We start from the raw sequence: 19,964 nt of genomic DNA, 5'->3' as shown, positions 1-19,964 counted from the left end.
AAGCCGTCGACTCCCTTTAAGACCCGTCCCGTGAGGCGGGAAAGGTGGTGTTCCTCCTTGGCAGAGGCCATTTCGCGTGCGCTACCGCATGCGCAGGGCGGCGCCCGCGCCGTCCTCGAACAGCCCGACATCAACCGGGCCCTCGTCCGCATCTCCCACGAGATCCTTGAGCGGACCAAGGGCGGCGAGAACGTCGTCCTCCTGGGCATCCCCACCCGCGGTGTCCACCTGGCCCGCCGCCTGGCCGCCCACATCAAGCAGTTCGAGGGCCGTTCGGTCCCCGTGGGCTCCCTCGACGTCACGATGTACCGCGACGACCTCCGGCTGCGTCCCGCCCGCGCGCTGGGCCGCACCGAGCTGCCCGCCGACGGCATCGACGGCAGGGTGGTCGTCCTCGTCGACGACGTCCTCTACTCGGGCCGCACCGTCCGCGCCGCCCTCGACGCCCTCAACGACCTGGGCCGCCCGCAGGCCGTGCAGCTCGCCGCCCTGGTCGACCGGGGCCACCGCGAGCTGCCCATCCGCCCCGACTACGTGGGCAAGAACCTGCCGACCTCCAAGTCCGAGAGCGTCAAGGTCTACCTGGAGGAGAACGACGGCACCGACGCGGTCCTGCTGCTGAAGGAGGACGACCGGTGAAGCGCCACCTGATCTCCGCGGCCGACCTGACCCGCGACGACGCCCTGCTCATCCTGGACACCGCCGACGAGCTGGCGAAGATCTCGGAACGTTCCATCAAGAAGCTCCCCACCCTGCGGGGCCGTACGGTGGTGAACCTCTTCTTCGAGGACTCCACCCGGACCAGGATCTCCTTCGAGGCCGCGGCCAAGCGCCTGTCGGCCGACGTCATCAACTTCTCCGCCAAGGGCTCCAGCGTCTCCAAGGGCGAGTCGCTCAAGGACACCGCGCTCACCCTGGAGGCGATGGGCGCCGACGCCGTCGTCATCCGCCACGGCGCCTCGGGCGCGCCGCACCGGCTGGCCGGCTGGGTGCGCGGCAGCGTCGTCAACGCCGGCGACGGCACCCACGAGCACCCCACCCAGGCCCTGCTCGACGCCTTCACCATGCGCCGCCGCCTGGGCCCGCTGGACGGCAGGAAGATCACCATCGTCGGCGACGTGCTGCACAGCCGGGTGGCCCGCTCCAACGTGCTGCTGCTGGCCACGCTCGGCGCCGAGGTGACCCTGGTCGCCCCGCCGACCCTCTTCCCGGTCCAGGTCGACTCCTGGCCGTGCGAGGTCTCGTACGACCTCGACGCGGTGCTGCCCAAGTCCGACGTGGTGATGATGCTGCGGGTGCAGCGCGAGCGCATGAACGCGGCGTTCTTCCCCACCGAGCGGGAGTACAGCCGCCGCTACGGGCTCGACCGCGACCGCGTCGCCAAGATGCCCGACCACGCCATCGTGATGCACCCCGGCCCGATGAACCGGGGCATGGAGATCGCGGCCGAGGTGGCCGACTCGCCGCGCTCGACGATCGTCGAGCAGGTCGCCAACGGTGTGACCGCACGCATGGCCGTCCTGTACCTGCTGCTTGGCGGCGCCGACCTCGGGGGAAAGATCTGATGAACGACCGCATCGGGACCACGTGTGACGGCATCGTCATCAGGGGCGCCAGGATCCTCGGCGGCGAGCCGGCCGACATCCTGATCCGCGACGGCCTCCTGGTGGAGATCGGCCGGGGCCTGACCGGCGGCGAGGTCGTCGAGGCCGAGGGGCTGATCGCCCTGCCCGGCCTGGTCGACCTGCACACCCACCTGCGCGAGCCGGGCCGCGAGGACGCCGAGACCGTCGCCACCGGCACCCGCGCCGCCGCCCTCGGCGGCTACACCGCCGTGCACGCCATGGCCAACACCGAGCCGGTCGCCGACACGGCCGGTGTCGTCGAGCAGGTCTGGCGGCTGGGCCAGGAGGCGGGCCACTGCGACGTGCACCCCGTCGGCGCCGTCACCGTCGGGCTGGGCGGCGAGCGCCTGGCCGAGCTCGGCGCGATGGCCGACTCCACCGCGCGGGTCCGGGTCTTCTCCGACGACGGCAAGTGCGTCTCCGACGCGGTGCTCATGCGCCGAGCCCTGGAGTACGTCAAGGCGTTCGACGGCGTCGTCGCCCAGCACGCCCAGGAGCCGCGCCTGACCGAGGGCGCGCAGATGAACGAGGGCGCGGTCTCGGGGCGGCTGGGCCTGACCGGATGGCCCGCGGTCGCCGAGGAGGCGATCATCGCCCGCGACTGCCTGCTGGCCGCCCACGTCGGCTCGCGCCTGCACATCTGCCACGTCTCCACGGCCGGTTCCGTGGAGATCATCCGCTGGGCCAAGTCCAAGGGCTGGGACGTCACCGCCGAGGTGACCCCGCACCACCTGCTCCTCACCGACGACCTGGTCGAGGACTCCCCGGTCGGCTCCTACAACCCGATCTACAAGGTGAACCCGCCGCTGCGCACCCGCGCGGACGTCGAGGCGCTGCGCGGGGCCCTGGCCGACGGCACGATCGACTGCGTGGCCACCGACCACGCCCCGCACCCGGTCGAGGACAAGGAGACCGAGTGGGCCGCCGCGGCCATGGGCATGATCGGCCTGGAGACGGCGCTGGCCGTGGTCCAGGAGGCGATGGTCGACACGGGCCTGCTCGACTGGGCCGGGGTCGCCGAGCGCATGTCCCTCGCCCCGGCCAGGATCGGCAGGCTCCAGGGGCAGGGGCGGCCGATCGAGGCCGGTGCCCCGGCCAACATCACTCTCTACGACCCGTCGGTGCGTGCCGAGGTCGACCCGGCGGGCTACGCTTCCAAGAGCCGTAACACGCCCTACGAGGGCCTGAGCCTGCCCGGCCGCGTCGTGGCGACCTTCCTGCGCGGCAGGCCGACCGTCCTGGACGGAAAGCTCACGTGACGGCTCTCCTCCGACGCGCCCGCCCCGCCCGGCCGACCGCCGCGGGTGCCGCGTCGGATACCTTCTCCTTTCCCTCCCCGGGACGCGGGGGCGTCCCGTCCGGCGGCGGGACGGCGACCCAACGTGCCGGATATTTCATACTTTGCGGAGCTGTAACCGAGATGATCGGGGTGTGTGAGTGACCGCAGTGCTAGTGCTGGAAGACGGACGCGTCTTCCACGGGACCCCCTACGGCGCCGAGGGCGAGACCTTCGGCGAGATGGTCTTCAACACCGGGATGACCGGCTACCAGGAGACGCTGACCGACCCGTCGTACCACCGCCAGATCGTCGCGATGACCGCGCCCCACATCGGGAACACCGGGGTCAACGACGAGGATCCGGAGTCGTCGCGGGTGTGGGTGGCCGGATACGTGGTCCGCGAGCCCGCCCGGACGGCCTCCAGCTGGCGCTCCAACCGTTCCCTGGACGACTACCTCAAGGAGCAGGGCGTCGTCGGCATCGCCATCACCGGCACCCGCGCCCTCACCCGCCACCTGCGGGAGCGGGGCGCGATGCGGGCCGGGGTCTTCTCCGGCAAGGCCCTGGCGCCGGTCGAGGAGCTGCTGGAGCGGGTGCTGGGCAGCCCCGCGATGGAGGGCGCCGACCTGGCCGGTGAGGTCTCCACCCCGAAGCCGTACGTCGTGCCCGCGATCGGCCCCAAGCGGTTCACCGTGGCCGCCGTCGATCTCGGCATCAAGGCGATGACGCCGCACCGGATGGCCGAGCGCGGCTGCGAGGTGCACGTGCTGCCCGCCTCCGTCACCGCCGAGGAGATCCTCGCGCTCGGTCCCGACGGGGTGTTCTTCTCCAACGGCCCCGGCGACCCCGCCACCGCCGACGGCCCGGTCGGGGCGCTTCGCGGCGTCCTCGACGCGGGCGTGCCGTTCTTCGGCATCTGCTTCGGCAACCAGCTCTTCGGCCGGGCGCTGGGGCTGGGCACCTACAAGCTGCGCTACGGCCACCGGGGCGTCAACCAGCCGGTGCAGCACCGGGGCACCGGCAAGGTGGAGATCTCCGCGCACAACCACGGCTTCGCGGTACGGGCGCCGCTGGAGGGCGTGTTCGACACGCCGTACGGACCGGCGGAGGTCAGCCACGTCAACCTCAACGACGACTGCGTCGAGGGGCTGCGGCTGCTGGAGCGCCCGGCGTTCAGCGTCCAGTACCACCCCGAGGCCGCCGCCGGCCCGCACGACTCGGCCGGTCTCTTCGACGACTTCTGCGCGTTGATGGCGGGCGAGCGGGGAACGGTCAGCGGGGTGAGCGCTAACACGGGCGCGACCGCGGGCGCGAGTACGAGTACGAGTACGAAGGGGAGCAAGGGTGCCTAAGCGCACGGACATCCAGTCGATCATGGTGATCGGCTCAGGGCCGATCGTGATCGGCCAGGCCTGCGAGTTCGACTATTCGGGCACCCAGGCCTGCCGCGTGCTGCGCGCCGAGGGCTTCCGCGTGATCCTCGTCAACAGCAACCCGGCGACGATCATGACCGACCCCGAGTTCGCCGACGCCACCTACGTCGAGCCCATCACCCCCGACATCGTCGAGAAGATCATCGCCAAGGAGCGGCCCGACGCGCTGCTGCCCACCCTGGGCGGCCAGACCGCGCTGAACACCGCGATCTCCCTGTACGAGGCCGGGGTCCTGGAACGCTACGAGGTCGAGCTGATCGGCGCCGACGTCGACGCCATCCAGGCGGGCGAGAACCGCGAGCTGTTCAAGGGCATCGTGGCCAAGGTCGCCGCCGAGCGCGGCCTCAACGCCGAGTCGGCGCGCTCGTTCGTCTGCCACACCATGGACGAGTGCGTGGCCGCCGCGGGCGAGCTGGGCTACCCGCTGGTGGTGCGGCCCTCCTTCACCATGGGCGGGGTCGGCTCGGGCTTCGCGCACGACGAGGAGGGGCTGCGCCGCATCGCCGGGGCGGGCCTCGACGCCTCGCCGACCACCGAGGTGCTCCTGGAGGAGTCCATCCTCGGCTGGAAGGAGTACGAGCTGGAGGTCATGCGCGACCGGGCCGACAACGTGGTGATCGTCTGCTCGATCGAGAACATCGACCCGATGGGCGTGCACACCGGCGACAGCGTCACCGTGGCCCCCGCGCTGACGCTGACCGACCGCGAGTACCAGAACATGCGCGACGTGGCCATCGCGGTCATCCGCGAGGTCGGCGTCGACACCGGCGGCTGCAACATCCAGTTCGCCGTCGACCCGCGCACCGGCCGCATGGTCGTCATCGAGATGAACCCCCGCGTCTCGCGCTCCTCGGCGCTCGCGTCCAAGGCCACCGGCTTCCCGATCGCGAAGATCGCCGCCAAGCTGGCCATCGGCTACACCCTGGACGAGATCCCCAACGACATCACGAAGGAGACCCCGGCGTCGTTCGAGCCCTCGCTCGACTACGTCGTGGTCAAGGTGCCGAGGTTCGCGTTCGAGAAGTTCGCCGGGGCCGACCGGACCCTGACCACCCACATGAAGTCGGTGGGCGAGGCCATGGCGATCGGCCGGTCCTTCCCCGAGGCCCTGCAGAAGGCGCTGCGCTCGCTGGAGAAGAAGGGCGCCTCCTTCACCTGGGCCGGGGAGCCGGGCGACAGGGACGAGCTCCTGGCCGCCTGCCGCGTCCCGCACGACGGGCGCCTGTTCACCATGCAGCAGGCCATCCGCGCCGGGGCCACGATCGGGGAGCTGTCGGAGGCCACCTCCGTCGACCCCTGGTTCCTCGACCAGCTCATCGCGATCGACGAGGTCGCCGCCGAGCTGCGCGAGGCGCCCCAGCTGACCGCCGGGGTGCTGACCCGGGTCAAGCGGTACGGCTTCAGCGACGCGCAGATCGCCGAGCTGCGCGGCATGACCGAGCCGCGGGTGCGCGACCTGCGCCACGCGCTCGGCGTCCGCCCGGTCTACAACACCGTCGACACCTGCGCCGCCGAGTTCGCCGCCCAGACGCCCTACCTGTACTCCACCTACGACGAGGAGACCGAGGTCCCCTACGGGGAGCGTCCCAAGGTCCTCATCCTCGGCTCGGGGCCCAACAGGATCGGCCAGGGCATCGAGTTCGACTACGCGTGCGTGCACGCCTCCTTCGAGCTGTCGGCGGCCGGGTACGAGACCGTCATGGTCAACTGCAACCCCGAGACGGTCTCCACCGACTACGACACCTCCGACCGCCTCTACTTCGAGCCGCTCACCCTGGAGGACGTGCTGGAGGTCGTCCACGCCGAGCAGCAGACCGGCCCCGTGGTGGGCGTCATCGTCCAGCTCGGCGGCCAGACCCCGCTCGGCCTGGCCCAGTCGCTCAAGGACGCCGGAGTCCCCATCGTCGGCACCTCGCCCGAGTCGATCCACCTCGCCGAGGAGCGCGGCGCGTTCGGCGGGGTCCTCGCCGAGGCGGGCCTGCCCGCGCCCAAGCACGGCGTCGCGGTGACGGAGGCCGAGGCGCTGGCCATCGCCGCGGAGATCGGCTACCCGGTGCTGGTGCGGCCCTCCTACGTGCTGGGCGGCGCCGGAATGGCCATCGTCTACGACGACGACACCCTGGTCTCCTACATGGCCAAGGCGGGCGCGGCCAGCGACCACCCGGTGCTGGTGGACAAGTTCCTCGACGAGGCCGTGGAGATCGACGTCGACGCCCTGTTCGACGGCGAGGAGCTCTACCTCGGCGGCGTGATGGAGCACATCGAGGAGGCCGGCATCCACTCCGGCGACTCGGCGTGCTCGCTGCCGCCGATGACGCTGGGCGGCCACGACATCAAGCGCATCCGCGCCGCCACCGAGGCCATCGCCAGGGGAGTGGGCGTGCGCGGCCTGCTCAACGTGCAGTACGCCCTGTCCGCCAACATCCTGTACGTGCTGGAGGCCAACCCCCGCGCCAGCCGTACGGTCCCGTTCGTCTCCAAGGCCACGGCGGTGCCGCTGGCCAAGGCGGCGGCCAGGGTGATGATGGGCGCCACGGTGGCGCAGCTGCGTGCCGAGGGCCTGCTGCCCGCGACCGGCGACGGCGGCACCATGCCGCTGGACGCGCCCATCGCGGTGAAGGAGGCCGTGCTGCCGTTCAACCGCTTCCGCGGCGTGGACATCGTGCTCAGCCCCGAGATGCGCTCCACCGGCGAGGTCATGGGCATCGACGAGTTCTTCGGCACCGCCTACGCCAAGTCGCAGGCCGCCGCCTACGGCTCGCTGCCCACCAAGGGGCGGGCGTTCGTCTCGGTGGCCAACCGCGACAAACGCGCGATGATCTTCCCGGTCAAGGCCCTCGCCGACCTCGGCTTCGAGATCCTCGCCACCGAGGGCACCGCCGAAGTACTGCGCCGCAACGGTGTCCATGCCAAGATCGTGCGCAAGCACAGCGAGGGGACCGGCCCCGAGGGCGAGCAGACCATCGTCCGGCGCATCCTGGACGGGGAGGTGGACCTCATCGTCAACACCCCCTTCGGCAGCCCCGGCCAGTCCGGGCCGCGCCTGGACGGCTACGAGATCCGCACCGCCGCGGTGCTGCGCGCCATCCCCTGCATCACCACCGTCCAGGGGCTCGCCGCGGCCGTACAGGGCATCCAGGCGATCGTCCGCGGCGACATCGGCGTACGGTCCCTCCAGGAGCACGCGAAGCGTCTGCGGAGCGGCTGAGGAGCGGGGCCGGTGCCCGAGCGGAGGTGAGGGAGACGCCTGTTACTCCGGTGCAGGTGACCGGCACGGTGCTGACGACGCGCCGCGTCGACGCCTACCATGCGCTGACCGTGGTGGCGCCCGGCATCGCCGAGCGCTTCCGGCCCGGCCACTTCGTCGGGGTGGCCGTCGGCGGGGCGCAGACGTCGATGCTGACGCGCCGCGCCTTCTTCGTCCACGACGTCAAGCCCGACTACGGGGGCACGGTCGAGTTCGTCTTCTCCGTACGAGGCCCCGGCACGGCGTGGCTGGCCGAGCGCCGCGCCCGCGACACCCTCGACCTGGTGGGCCCGCTCGGCCGCCCGTTTCCGCTGCCCAGAGACCCGGTGACCTGCGTCCTGGTCGGCGCCGAGCACGGCTCGGCGACGCTGTTCACCGTGGCCGACGCCCTCCAGGGACGCGGCTGCCGCGTCGACTTCGTCCTCGGCGCGGTCTCCGCCGACCGGGTGTTCGGCGCCCTGCGCGCCAGGAGGATGGGGGAGACCACCACGCTGACCACCGAGGACGGCTCCCTGGGCATGCGCGGCCGGGTGACCGACGTGCTGCCCGGGGTGATCGCCGACGTACGGGCCGACGCCGTCTACGCCTGCGGCCCGATGCCGACGCTGCGCGGCGTCACCGCGGTGGCGGTCGAGTTCGACATCCCCGTCCAGGTGGCCGTCGAGGAGGGGATGGCGTGCGGGATCGGCGTGTGCATGACGTGCGTGCTGCCCGTCATCGGGGACGACGGTGTAACCCGGATGGTGCGCTCGTGCGTCGAAGGACCGGTCTTCAGGGGCGAGCGCGTCCGCTTCGACGACGTCGGCACGATCCCGTTCGACGCGCTGGGAGCACCCGGTGGGGGAACGCGGAATGCCGGTTGACATGCGGACGTACCTGGGGCACGTGGAGCTGGTCAACCCCGTCACCACGGCCGCCGGATGCGCGGCGTCGGGCTCCGAGCTCGCCCAGTTCTTCGACCTGGCCAGGATCGGCGCGCTGACCACCCGGTCGATCACGATGGCCCCCAGGGCGGGCCGCCCGACCCCCAGGATGGCCGAGACGCCCTCGGGCATGCTCAACGCCGTCGGGCTCCAGGGGCCGGGCGTGGACGCCTTCCTGGAGCGCGAGCTGCCCTGGCTGTCCCAGCGGGGCGTCAGGACCGTGGTGTCCATCGGCGGCGGCACCGTGGCCGAGTACACCGCGCTGGCCCGCAGGCTCACCGACGCGCCCGGCGTCACCGCCGTGGAGGTCAACCTGTCCTGCCCCAACATCGAGGACCGCGGCCGGGTCTTCGCCCGCGACGGCGCCGCCTCCGCCGAGGTGATCGCCTCGGTGCGCTCGGTCATGCGCTACGACGTGCCCGTGGTGGCCAAGCTCTCCCCGGACGTCGTGGACATCGTGAGCGTCGCCCGCGCGTGCGTGGACGGCGGCGCCGACGCGCTCTCGATGATCAACAACCCGCTCGGCATGAGCATCGACACCGAGGCCATGCGGCCCGCCCTCGCGGCGGTCACCGGCGGCCTGTCGGGACCGGCCATCCGGCCGCTGGCCGTACGCTGCGTGTGGCAGGTCCACGCGGCCCTGCCCAGCGTGCCCATCATCGGCATGGGCGGCGTGCTGACCGGCAGGGACGCCTTCGAGCTCATCCTCGCCGGGGCCTGCGTCGTCGCCGTGGGGACGGCGCTGTTCCACGACCCCTACGCCTGCCTGCGCATCCTCCGCGAGCTGGAGGAGCTCCTGGCGGCCCGGGGGTTCCACCGGCTGGCCGACGCGGTCGGGCTGGCCCACCGCCCGCCGGGGGCGTCCACCCGGCATCGGATAGATCTTGAGGAGAGTTCCCTGTGACGCCCGCACCCATCGCCGTCGCCCTGGACGCGCCCGACCTTGAGACCGCGGCCCACTGGGCGAGCCTGGTGACCCCGCACGTCACCACCGTCAAGGTCGGGCTGGAACTCTATCTCCGCTACGGCCCCGACGTGATCGCCTCCGTCCGCGGGGCGAGCGGGGTGCGGGTCTTCCTCGACCTGAAGCTCCACGACATCCCCAACACCGTCGCGGGCGCCGCCAGGGCCGTGGCCCGGCTCAAGCCCGCCATCCTGACCGTCCACGCCACCGGCGGCCCCGCGATGATCCGGGCGGCCGTGGAGGCCATGCCCAACACCCAGATCGCGGCGGTGACGTTGCTCACCTCGCTCACGGAGGCCGACCTGGACCAGCTGGGCGTCAACGGCCCCTCGGAGGACGCCGTACGCCGCCTGTCGGCGCTGGCCGTCGCCGCGGGCGCCCAGGCCCTCGTCTGCTCGCCGCGCGAGGTCGCCGCGGTGCGCGCGGAGGTCGGGCCCGGCATCACCCTCATCACCCCCGGCGTCCGCCCCGCCGGCGCCGCGAGTCAGGACCAGGCAAGAGTAGCGACTCCCGAGCAGGCGCTGGCCGACGGGGCCGACCTGCTCGTGATCGGCCGCCCGATCACCGGCTCCGCCGACCCCGGCGCGACGGCCGCGGGCATCGCCGCCGCCCTCCGGCGCGTCTCCGCCGCCACGGGGCACCGCGCCTGACGCGGCCCGGTCTCACGCCGGACGCCGGGCGTGCGGCCGGGGAAACCGTCCGGGGACCGCGCGGTGGCGTACGTTCGAAACGGGCGTGTGCGGCGTATGCCCGAAACGTCCGCGCGAGGCGTACGTCCGAGACGGGTGTGTGTTGCGCCCGCCCGAGACGAGTGTGTGCGGCGTGCGCCCGGACGCGCGGTGTGTGCCGGAAGCCGCCGGGCGCGGCGTGCTTGAAACGGTCCCGCGCGGTGTGCTCGTGGCGGGCTCGCGGTGTGTTTTCGGCGTGCCCGCGGTGTGGTTCCCGGTGTGTTCGAAGCGGCCGGGGGCGGCGTGTGGCCCGGAACGGCCGGGCGCGGGGTGCCGTCCGGACCCGGGAACCCGTCGCGCGCCGCGTGTGGCGGGGGCGGGAGGCCGCCGGGCGTCGCGGGTGGGATAACGCCGGAAACGACCCGGTTCCGCGTGTGAGGGGACGCGGGAAACCGCCGGGCGTCGCGGGTGGGACAACCCCTGAAAACTCGGCGTTGAGAGCAGTTTCGTCGACGCACGGCGACGCGGCGGACACGCAAAGTCACGAAGTAGATTTTCTAGGGGGATAAAGTGGCCTTGACGTTGCTTGAAGCGCCATGACCAGCTAGTTTCCCTTCCCGTCCGAGTACATCGACAGGAAATTCGAGGTGACCCGGCGTGGCTCTTCCTCCCCTTACCCCTGAGCAGCGCGCCGCAGCCCTAGAGAAGGCTGCCAAGGCCCGCCGAGAGCGTGCCGAGGTGAAGAACCGCCTGAAGCACGGTGCGGTCTCTCTGGCTGAGGTGCTCAAAGACGGGCAGGCCGACGACGTCATCGGCAAGATGAAGGTTTCGGCCCTTCTTGAGTCGCTTCCCGGCGTGGGCAAGGTCCGCGCCAAGCAGCTCATGGAGCGGCTTGGAATCGCAGAGTCCCGCCGCGTGCGGGGCCTGGGTACGAACCAGCGAGCTTCGCTCGAGCGTGAGTTCGGCGGGGCCGAGAGCTAATCTCGGTTCATACGACCACGCTCGCCCCGCATGGGGGACAGCATCACGGGGGGTTTGGAGTGACCGGAACGTCGTGGTCCGACGAGAGTCGGACTCCGGAGGCAACCGCCGAGGGCGGGGCCGGTCGCTCCACATCCCCGGCCGGAGGCCCGGAGGGGGCGCGAGCCTTCCCCGGACTCCCGGCCGGTAAGCGCCTGACGGTCCTGTCCGGGCCGTCGGGCGTCGGCAAGTCCACGGTCGTCGCCGAGCTTCGGCGGGCACACCCGGAGGTGTGGCTGTCGGTCTCGGTGACCACCAGGAAGCCCCGTCCGGGGGAGACCCACGGCGTTGAGTACTTCTTCGCCGACGACGAGGAGTTCGACCGCCTCGCCGCCTCCGGCGAACTGCTGGAATGGGCCGAGTTCGCCGGAAACCGGTACGGGACCCCGCGCGGCCCCGTGATCGAGAAGCTCGACGCCGGGGTGCCCACGCTGCTGGAGATCGACCTCCAGGGCGCCAGGCAGGTCCGCGCGACCATGCCCGAGGCCCTGCTGGTCTTCCTCGCCCCCCCGACCTGGGGAGAGCTGGAGAAGCGCCTGCGCGGCCGGGGCACCGAGCCCGAGGACGTCATCGCCCGCCGCCTGGCGGCCGGCCGGATCGAGATGGCGGCCGAGCAGGAGTTCGACCTGACACTCGTCAACACGTCCGTCCAGGGCGTATGCCATCGGCTGATAGCCTTATTGGCTGATGCTCCCGAGGATTCGCGCCTCGGACGTTCACCTAGCTAGGGGAAATCACACGTGGCAACCAGCGCCGCCTACTCCGAAGGCATCACCAACCCGTCGATCGACGCCCTGCTCGACATCGTCGACAGCAAGTACAGTCTCGTGATCTTCGGCTCCAAGCGGGCGCGTCAGATCAACGCCTACTACTCCCAGCTCGGCGAGGGCCTGCTCGAGTACGTCGGCCCGCTCGTCGAGACCCACGCGCAGGAGAAGCCGCTGTCCATCGCGCTGCGCGAGGTCAGCGAGGGCCTGCTGACCTCCGAGCCGATCGAGGGCTGACCCACCTCGATGCCGACCCCCGGAGAGGGCGGGTCTCCCGGCAGGCCCCGGGTCGTCCTCGGTGTGAGCGCGGGCATCGCCGCCTACAAGGCGTGCGAGCTGCTGCGCCTGTTCACCGAGTCGGGCCACGACGTGCGCGTGGTCCCGACCAGGGAGGCGCTCCGCTTCGTCGGCGAGCCGACCTGGGCGGCGCTGTCCGGCAACCCGGTCACGACCGACGTCTGGGAGTCCGTGCACGAGGTGCCGCACGTCCGCATCGGGCAGGGCGCCGACCTGGTGGTCGTCGCACCGGCCACCGCCGACGTGCTCGCCAAGGCCGCCCACGGGCTGGCGGGCGACCTGCTGACCAACACCCTGCTCACCGCGCGCTGCCCGGTGGTGTTCGCCCCGGCGATGCACACCGAGATGTGGGAGCACCCCGCGACCCGCGCCAACGTGGCCACCCTCCGCGAGCGCGGCTCGATCGTCGTGGACCCCGCCGTGGGCCGCCTGACCGGCGCCGACACCGGCCCCGGCCGGCTGCCGGACCCGAAGGAGATCTTCGAGGTCTGCCGCCGGGTCATCGCCGGGCGCCCGGCCGACCTGGCCGGTCGCCGCCTGGTGATCTCCGCCGGGGGCACCCGCGAGGCCATCGACCCGGTCCGCTTCATCGGCAACCGCTCCTCGGGCCTGCAGGGCTACGCGCTGGCCCGTACGGCCGTCGCGCGGGGGGCCGAGGTCACCCTGGTGGCCGCCAACGTCGGCCTGCCCGACCCGGCGGGGGCCAGGGTCGTCCGGGTCGAGTCGGCCCTGGAGCTGCGCGCCGCCGTGCTCGACGCGGTGGAGGGCGCCGACGCCGTGGTCATGGCCGCCGCCGTCGCCGACTTCCGGCCCTCGGCGCGGAGCGAATCGAAGATCAAGAAGACCGCCGACGAGCCTGACGCCATCCATCTCGTGAAAAATCCCGACATTCTGGCTGAGCTGGGTGAGCGGCGCCGCGAGGGTCTCAAGCCGTACCCACGGGTGATCGCGGGATTCGCGGCCGAGACCGACGACGTCCTCGCCAACGGGCGGGCCAAGCTCGCCCGCAAGGGCTGCGATCTGCTCGTCGTCAACCAGGTCGGCGACGGCCTCGCGTTCGGTACGCCCGACAACGCGGCCGTGGTCCTTGTGGCCGGAGGGGAACCGGTCGACATCCCGCGCGGTCCCAAGGAGGCCCTCGCCGACACGGTCTGGGATCTTGTCGCCGCGCGCCTGGCCTGACCCCTTGCCGTCGACCACCTCCCGGCGGATACTGCCTCCGAGATGACCTGCGATGTCGCGACTGGGAGGGGTTTCGATCATGCCGGTCGCCGCCGCCGTCAGGGCTCGATGCCGGGCGTTGCTCCCCCCGGGTGAGGAGATCCACTACGTCCTGCCCGCGCTGTCGGTGGGAACCCCGGGAATGGCGACCTTCCTCATCGTGGTCACCGACCGCACCATCTGCGTGATGTCCACCAAGTTCTTCGACCGCGACGCGCCGACCTCGGTGTACGCCACCCACTCCCGGCACACCCGGCTCGGCCCGCTGGAGTTCTCCGCGGGCGCGGCCATCGAGCTCGGCGGGATGGTGTTCGAGATCGACGAGGAGTACGCCGCGGTGGTCGCCGCCGCCGACGCCGAGATCTTCGCCCCGGAGACGCTACCCCCCGACCCGCTGCCCGATCTGTGATGTGGTGTGGTTCCCTCCCGTGTCCCGCCCGGCGGGGTTTCCGGGTCCGGACCGCCGGGAGACGGGGCCCTTTCCCGTACACGATCCGAGACTTTAGAGTGACATGATCTGAGACGGTTTCGCGGCTCCACATCGGGTGGGGCTAGAATTCGCCGGAGCGCTACTGGTGTCCGCCGACGCCAGAGCCCCCAGACGCCAGCAGCCGCTGCATGAGGAGCCACTGACTTGTCCCGTCGCCTTTTCACCTCCGAGTCGGTCACAGAGGGCCACCCGGACAAGATCGCCGACCAGATCAGTGACGCGATTCTCGACGCCATGCTCAAGGGTGATCCCAAGAGCCGTGTCGCGGTCGAGACGCTGATCACCACCGGTCAGGTCCACGTCGCCGGAGAGGTGACGACGGAGACCTACGTCGACATTCCCGGTCTCATCCGGGAGAAGATCCTTGAGATCGGCTACGACGCCTCGCACAAGGGCTTCGACGGCGCCTCCTGTGGCGTGTCGGTGTCCATCGGCGCGCAGTCGCCCGACATCGCCCAGGGCGTCGACGACGCCTACGAGAACCGCGAGGGCGAGGCCGGCGACGAGTTCGACCGCCAGGGCGCCGGTGACCAGGGCCTGATGTTCGGCTACGCCTGCCGCGAGACCCCCGAGCTGATGCCGCTGCCGATCCAGCTGGCGCACCGCCTCGCCGAGCGCCTGTCGCAGGTCCGCAAGGACGGCACGGTCCCCTACCTGCGTCCCGACGGCAAGACCCAGGTCACCGTCGAGTACGAGGGCGACACGCCCGTCCGGCTCGACACCGTGGTGGTCTCCACCCAGCACGCGGCCGAGATCGACCTCAAGGAGATGCTCGCTCCCGACATCAAGGAGCACGTGGTCGACCCGGTCCTGGCCGGTCTGGAGATCGCCACCGAGGGTTACCGCCTCCTGGTCAACCCGACCGGCCGCTTCGAGATCGGCGGCCCCATGGGCGACGCCGGTCTGACCGGCCGCAAGATCATCGTTGACACCTACGGCGGCATGTCCCGCCACGGCGGCGGCGCCTTCTCCGGCAAGGACCCGTCCAAGGTCGACCGCTCTGCCGCCTACGCCATGCGCTGGGTCGCGAAGAACATCGTGGCCGCCGGTCTGGCCGACCGCGCCGAGGTCCAGGTCGCCTACGCCATCGGCAAGGCTCACCCGGTCGGCGTGTTCGTCGAGACCTTCGGCACCGAGAAGACCGACGTCGAGAAGATCCAGCAGGCCGTGCTCGAGGTCTTCGACCTGCGCCCGGCCGCGATCATCCGCGACCTCGACCTGCTCCGCCCGATCTACTCGGGCACCTCCGCGTACGGCCACTTCGGCCGGGAGGGCTTCTCCTGGGAGTCCACCGACCGCGCCGCCGCCCTGCGCAGCGCCGCCGGTCTCTGACCTCGCACCGCGTTCCGCGTACGGCCCCCGTGAGTTCTCTCGCGGGGGCCGTACGCGTTTCCGGCCCTATCCCGCCCGGCGGGATGCGGGAGGGTTCCGTCACGACCGCGGGGGAGATCCTTGTGCACGGTGTGTCCGACGAGGTGCTGGACGTCCGCGCGGAGCTTCGCGCTCGGGCGCGGAGGTTCGGTGTGCTCGCCGAGGGGCTTTTTCTTCTCCCGTTCCTCTTGTGACGGAAGCTTGTGACTTGTGACGGAAGCTTGTGACGGACCTCTTGTGACGGAAGCCGATCGGGAGCGTGCGCTCGCGGCCACCGAGGGCGCCGGTCCGGTCCTCGGCGACCTCTGGGCGGAGGGTCGCTGACCCCGCTGCTCACCTGTGTCGACTCCTCGGTCCCGGCCTGCGCCTAGCCCTGCTCCCCGCGACGAACCCGGTCGCGATCGGGCCGGAAAACTCCTCGAAGGCCCGTGCGTTTCTCGTCACGAGCACTTTGACCGTGGTGGGCCGTGCCTTCCGTGCCGGGCGGCCGCTGGAACCGGACACCGGAATCGCGAGCTTTTCAAAAATCTCGAATACACGGCCGCGCTGATTAGGAGGCGAGAGAATCCGGTGGCCGTTACCGCGATCGGTGAGGCCCCTTGAATAGCCTCGCGAAACAGCTTCGCCGGGCTTGTTCGTTCCGTACGGAAAACTCGCGGACGGCTTTGGTCGTGGGGGGCGGCAAGCGCCTCCGGGGCCTGGGCCAGCGGTTGTGCTCGCTGTTCGTCGTGGTCTGGCGCGTTCGGGTGCTCTTCCGGGAAATCGCTTGATTGTCAGACGTCACTGGATCTGGGTGATGTCGGCCGATGTGCACGGAGAGCCTTGTATCCGTTCGTGTCGGTGGATTGATTCCCGGGTGGTCATCCGGAGATGACCTGTTTTCCGAATGCGGGAGGTCTCCCGTTGAAGGGTGATTATAGGAACAGGAGTTCGATCGTCCCGGGGTGCGGTGGATGCGGCGCGGGGTTTTCCCGGTCTTTTTTTGGAGGGCTCGAAGTCGTCGCGATGGTCGGTTTGGGGGCCGTTGGAGATCACGTGCGCCGGTTGGGGGTCGTCCGAGAGTGAGAGTGGATAGCGGGATCGCCGCCTCTCGTCGAGCGCGGGAAGGGGTTGGCGCACCGCCCGGCGACGGACGCCGTGGGGGAGACGGGCCCTGTTTGCTGATCTTCGCTGGTCAGGGCCGTGCCTCTGACTTGACAACTTATTTAGGTTAGGCAAACCTAAGCGGTGCCTGAGGCTGAAAACATCAGCTTCCACCACAAAAAGGACTGCAATGGCCCGCGCACTGCCCCCGCGTCTTGTCGGCGCCCTCGTGTCGATCGCGCTGCTGGTCTCCACGGCGGCGGGGTGCGGATCCGGCCCGGCCACGACCTCGGCCGAACCGGCGGGCACCGAGCAGGCCGCCGGGCAGAGCGGTCAGCAGGCCGCGTCGGCCTTTCCCGTCACCATCGCGCACAAGTACGCCAGCACCACGATCAAGGCGGCGCCGACGCGGGTTGTCACGGTGGGGCTGACCGACCAGGACGCCCTGCTGGCCCTCGGCGTCGTCCCGGTCGCCACCACCGAGTGGTTCGGCGGCTACCCCGGCGCCGTGGGGCCGTGGGCCCAGGAGGAACTGGGCAGCGCGGCGGTGCCGGAGGTGCTCAAGGACACCGGTGGCGGGCCGCAGTTCGAGAAGATCGCCGCGCTCCGGCCCGACCTGATCCTGGCGCTGTACTCGGGGCTGACCCAGGAGCAGTACGACACCCTGTCGAAGATCGCCCCCACCGTGGCGCAGCCCAAGGAGTACTCCGACTACGGGATTCCCTGGCAGGAGCTGACCCGCAAGGCGGGCCAGGCGGTCGGCAGGGCGGAGGAGGCCGACCGGCTCGTGGCGGAGGTCGACGCCCGCCTCGCCGCCGACCTGAAGGCGCACCCCGAGTTCAAGGGGGCGAGCGGGCTGATGGCCACCCCGTACGAGGGCTACTTCGTCTTCGGCTCCGAGGACCCCCGCTCCCGCCTGCTCACCTCGCTCGGCTTCACCCTCCCCGCCGACCTGGACAAGGTGATCGGCGACAAGTTCGGCGCCAGCATCAGCCGCGAGCGCCTGGACCTGCTCGACACCGACGTGATCGTCTGGTCCGTCGCCGTCGCCGACGCCGAGGCCGACCGGGCCAAGCTCCACGCCGACAAGGTGTACGCCGACCTCGGGGCGGTCAAGGAGGGGCGCGAGGTCATCATCGCCGAGGGCACCCCCTACGGGAACGCCGCCGCCTTCATCTCGGTGCTCAGCCTGCCGTACCTGCTCGACAGGCTGGTCCCGCAGCTCGCCGCCGCCGTGGACGGGGACCCGGCGACCGAGGTCAAGCCGGCCCAGTGACCGGTACCTCAAACGGCACCCCGGACGGCACCTCGACCGGTCCGGCGACCGGCGTACCGAGCGGTGCTCTGAACGGTCCGGCGACAGGCGTACCAAACGGCGCACCGAGCGGTCCGCCAACAGGCGTACAGAGTCCGACAACAGGCGTACAGAACGGCGTACCGAGCGGTCCGGTGAACGGTGTGGTGAGGCGTCCGGTTGTCGCGGTGGTGGCGGCGTTGGGGGTCCTCGCTGTCCTCTGCCTGCTGTCGCTGGCGCTCGGCGCCCGCCAGATCCCGCCGGTCCAGGTCCTGGAGGCGCTGTCCGGCCACGCGCGGGACGCGGGGGTCGAGAACATCGTCTGGTCGGTCCGCGTACCCAGGACGCTGCTCGGCCTGCTCGCCGGAGCGGCGCTCGGCCTGTCCGGCGCGCTGATGCAGGCCCTGACCCGCAACCCGCTGGCCGACCCGGGGCTGCTGGGCGTCAGCGCCGGTGCGGCCTTCGCCGTCGTGCTATCGGTCGCCCTGCTGGGCGTCGCGACGATCGCCGGTTTCATCTGGTTCGCCTTCGCGGGCGCGCTGGCCGCCAGCGTCGTGGTCTACCTGCTGAGCGGCCTGGGACCCGGCGGGACGACACCGGTCAAACTCGCCCTCGCCGGGGTCGCGCTCACCTTCATGCTCAGCTCCCTGACCAGCGCCATCGTGCTGATCGACCCCGAGTCGCTCAACCGGTACCGCTTCTGGTCGGCGGGGTCGCTGGCCGGGCAGAACACCCAGGTCCTGCTGCGGATCCTGCCGTTCCTCGTGGCCGGGGCCGTCCTGGCCCTCGCCTCGGCGCCCGCGCTGAACAGCATCGCCCTCGGCGACGACATCGCCACCGCGCTCGGCCGCAGGGTGGGCCTGGTCAGGTTCCAGGGGGCCGTGGCCGTCACGCTGCTCACCGGCGGGGCGGTGGCCGTCATCGGCCCCGTCGTCTTCGTCGGCCTGGTGGTGCCGCACGTCGCGCGGGTCTTCGCGCAGTACGGCGGCGCCGAGACCGACCACCGGTGGCTGCTGCCCCTGTCGATGCTGCTGGCCCCGTGCCTGCTGCTCGCCGCCGACATCGCCGGGCGGATGATCGCGCCACCGGCCGAGATCCAGGCCGGTCTCATCGTCGCCTTCATCGGCGGGCCCTTCTTCGTCGCACTGGTCCGCCGTCGCCGTCTCGCGGAGATCTAGTCGTGCCATCCATGGTCAACATCACCGTCCGCCTGGCCTCGCCGCCCGTCTCCTGGGTGGTGCGTCCCCGGCTGCTGGCCGTGTGCCTGGTCCTGGCCGCCGCGACCTTCCTGGTCTTCTGCCTCGGCGTCGGCGTCGGCGACTTCCCGCTCACCGTCACCGAGGTCGTACGGGCGCTGTGGGGGTTGGCCGACCAGGGCACCCTGTTCGTCGTACAGGAGCTGCGCCTGCCGAGGGCGCTGGCCGGGCTGCTGGTGGGGGCGGCCTTCGGCCTGTCGGGCGCCCTGTTCCAGACCATGACCCGCAACCCGCTGGCGAGCCCCGACATGATCGGCATCACCGAGGGCGCCGGTACGGCGGTGGTCGCGGGGATCGTCCTCGGCCTGGGCGGCCCGGGGACCCAGTTCCTGGGGTTCACCGGCGCCGTGCTCACCGCCCTGCTGGTCTACCTGCTGTCCTGGAAGGGCGGGATCACCGGCTACCGGATCGTGCTCGTCGGCATCGGCATTTCGTGGATGTGCACCAGCGCGACGGACTACCTCATCGTCACCTCGGAACTCTTCCAGGCGCACGCGGCGCTGGGCTGGCTCGTCGGCAACCTCAACGGCCGGAGCTGGGACCAGGTGGTCCCGCTCGCGCTCGCCCTGGCGGTTCTCGCGCCCGCCGCGCTGCTGCTCGGCCGCTGGACCCGCGCGCTGCAGCTCGGCGACGACGTCGCCCTGGGCCTGGGCACCCCGGTACGGCGCGCCCGGCCGCTCATGCTCCTCGTGGGCGTCGCCCTGGTCGCCTTCGGCACCGCCGCTGCCGGTCCGATCGCGTTCGTCGCCCTGGCCGCGCCGCAGATCGCCCAGCGGCTGGCCCGTACCGCCGGGCCGACCCCGGTGGCCTCCGCGCTCGCGGGAGCCCTCGTCGTGCTGGGGGCCGACCTGATCGCGCGCGGGCTGGTGCCCGGGACCGAGCTGCCGGTCGGCGTGGTCACCGGGGCGCTCGGCGCGCCGTTCCTGCTCTGGCTGCTCGCCCGGGGCGGTCGCGGCGCCAGGCCCCGCCCGGCGTGGATCGGTGCCCTCCGCTCCCTCGCGCGCGGTCGCGGGCCCGCCTAATCTC

Annotated in this window: 17 protein-coding genes; all 17 read left to right on the top strand. The window is 71.5% G+C overall.

Translation table 11 applies throughout. From position 1 onward, the window contains the following. Window positions 1-57 precede the first annotated feature (57 nt). The 17 genes from pyrR to ACW9TB_RS08255 all read left to right on the top strand — a co-directional run bounded on the left by pyrR (window position 58) and on the right by ACW9TB_RS08255 (window position 19,960). Entirely contained in the window at window positions 58-639 is a 582-nt protein-coding gene (gene pyrR / locus ACW9TB_RS08335) for a bifunctional pyr operon transcriptional regulator/uracil phosphoribosyltransferase PyrR (protein WP_472747343.1), read from the top strand. Then, the gene (locus tag ACW9TB_RS08330) at window positions 636-1,565 is read left to right on the top strand and encodes an aspartate carbamoyltransferase catalytic subunit (protein ID WP_472747342.1); all 930 of its coding nucleotides are present in this window, start codon (window positions 636-638) and stop codon (window positions 1,563-1,565) included. Before pyrR ends, ACW9TB_RS08330 begins: the two co-directional genes overlap by 4 nt. Then, a complete protein-coding gene (locus tag ACW9TB_RS08325; RefSeq protein WP_472747341.1) occupies window positions 1,565-2,884 on the top strand; it encodes a dihydroorotase in 1,320 nt (439 codons plus the stop codon). Before ACW9TB_RS08330 ends, ACW9TB_RS08325 begins: the two co-directional genes overlap by 1 nt. Before the next feature lie 178 nt (window positions 2,885-3,062). Then, on the top strand, window positions 3,063-4,256 hold the full coding sequence (gene carA / locus ACW9TB_RS08320) for a glutamine-hydrolyzing carbamoyl-phosphate synthase small subunit (RefSeq protein ID WP_472747340.1): 1,194 nt from the start codon (window positions 3,063-3,065) through the stop codon (window positions 4,254-4,256). Then, window positions 4,249-7,545 carry a carbamoyl-phosphate synthase large subunit gene (carB, locus tag ACW9TB_RS08315; protein ID WP_472747339.1) on the top strand — a complete coding sequence of 1,099 codons (3,297 nt, stop codon included), beginning with the start codon at window positions 4,249-4,251 and terminating at the stop codon, window positions 7,543-7,545. The genes carA and carB overlap by 8 nt, the downstream gene beginning before the upstream one ends. 50 nt (window positions 7,546-7,595) lie before the next feature. Continuing rightward, the gene (locus tag ACW9TB_RS08310; protein ID WP_472747589.1) at window positions 7,596-8,447 is read left to right on the top strand and encodes a dihydroorotate dehydrogenase electron transfer subunit; all 852 of its coding nucleotides are present in this window, start codon (window positions 7,596-7,598) and stop codon (window positions 8,445-8,447) included. Next, the gene (locus tag ACW9TB_RS08305) at window positions 8,437-9,411 is read left to right on the top strand and encodes a dihydroorotate dehydrogenase (RefSeq protein ID WP_329092979.1); all 975 of its coding nucleotides are present in this window, start codon (window positions 8,437-8,439) and stop codon (window positions 9,409-9,411) included. Before ACW9TB_RS08310 ends, ACW9TB_RS08305 begins: the two co-directional genes overlap by 11 nt. Beyond that, window positions 9,408-10,121, top strand: a complete 714-nt coding sequence (gene pyrF, locus ACW9TB_RS08300; RefSeq protein WP_472747338.1) for an orotidine-5'-phosphate decarboxylase — start codon at window positions 9,408-9,410, stop codon at window positions 10,119-10,121. The genes ACW9TB_RS08305 and pyrF overlap by 4 nt, the downstream gene beginning before the upstream one ends. 675 nt (window positions 10,122-10,796) lie before the next feature. Next, a complete protein-coding gene (gene mihF / locus ACW9TB_RS08295) occupies window positions 10,797-11,120 on the top strand; it encodes an integration host factor, actinobacterial type (RefSeq protein WP_030909986.1) in 324 nt (107 codons plus the stop codon). Between the two features lie 194 nt (window positions 11,121-11,314). Continuing rightward, window positions 11,315-11,887, top strand: a complete 573-nt coding sequence (gene gmk, locus ACW9TB_RS08290; RefSeq protein ID WP_472747588.1) for a guanylate kinase — start codon at window positions 11,315-11,317, stop codon at window positions 11,885-11,887. Window positions 11,888-11,899: 12 nt separating this feature from the next. Then, window positions 11,900-12,163 carry a DNA-directed RNA polymerase subunit omega gene (gene rpoZ, locus ACW9TB_RS08285; RefSeq protein ID WP_030909981.1) on the top strand — a complete coding sequence of 88 codons (264 nt, stop codon included), beginning with the start codon at window positions 11,900-11,902 and terminating at the stop codon, window positions 12,161-12,163. 9 nt (window positions 12,164-12,172) lie between these two features. Then, a complete protein-coding gene (coaBC, locus tag ACW9TB_RS08280) occupies window positions 12,173-13,405 on the top strand; it encodes a bifunctional phosphopantothenoylcysteine decarboxylase/phosphopantothenate--cysteine ligase CoaBC (RefSeq protein WP_472747337.1) in 1,233 nt (410 codons plus the stop codon). Between the two features lie 52 nt (window positions 13,406-13,457). Then, complete coding sequence (locus ACW9TB_RS08275; RefSeq protein ID WP_472747336.1) at window positions 13,458-13,853, top strand: hypothetical protein; 396 nt, start codon at window positions 13,458-13,460, stop codon at window positions 13,851-13,853. Window positions 13,854-14,078: 225 nt separating this feature from the next. Then, a complete protein-coding gene (gene metK / locus ACW9TB_RS08270) occupies window positions 14,079-15,266 on the top strand; it encodes a methionine adenosyltransferase (protein ID WP_472747335.1) in 1,188 nt (395 codons plus the stop codon). A gap of 1,312 nt (window positions 15,267-16,578) precedes the next feature. Next, entirely contained in the window at window positions 16,579-17,664 is a 1,086-nt protein-coding gene (locus tag ACW9TB_RS08265; RefSeq protein WP_472747334.1) for an iron-siderophore ABC transporter substrate-binding protein, read from the top strand. Window positions 17,665-17,849: 185 nt separating this feature from the next. Beyond that, entirely contained in the window at window positions 17,850-18,860 is a 1,011-nt protein-coding gene (locus tag ACW9TB_RS08260) for a FecCD family ABC transporter permease (protein WP_472747333.1), read from the top strand. 11 nt (window positions 18,861-18,871) lie between these two features. Continuing rightward, window positions 18,872-19,960: a FecCD family ABC transporter permease gene (locus ACW9TB_RS08255; RefSeq protein ID WP_472747587.1), complete on the top strand. Its 1,089-nt coding sequence runs from the start codon at window positions 18,872-18,874 to the stop codon at window positions 19,958-19,960. Window positions 19,961-19,964: the final 4 nt, after the last annotated feature.

Source organism: Streptosporangium sp. H13245 (genome assembly GCF_055690525.1).
The sequence above is the reverse complement of the archived record's forward strand: the minus strand, read 5'-3'. Positions and strand labels throughout refer to the sequence as shown.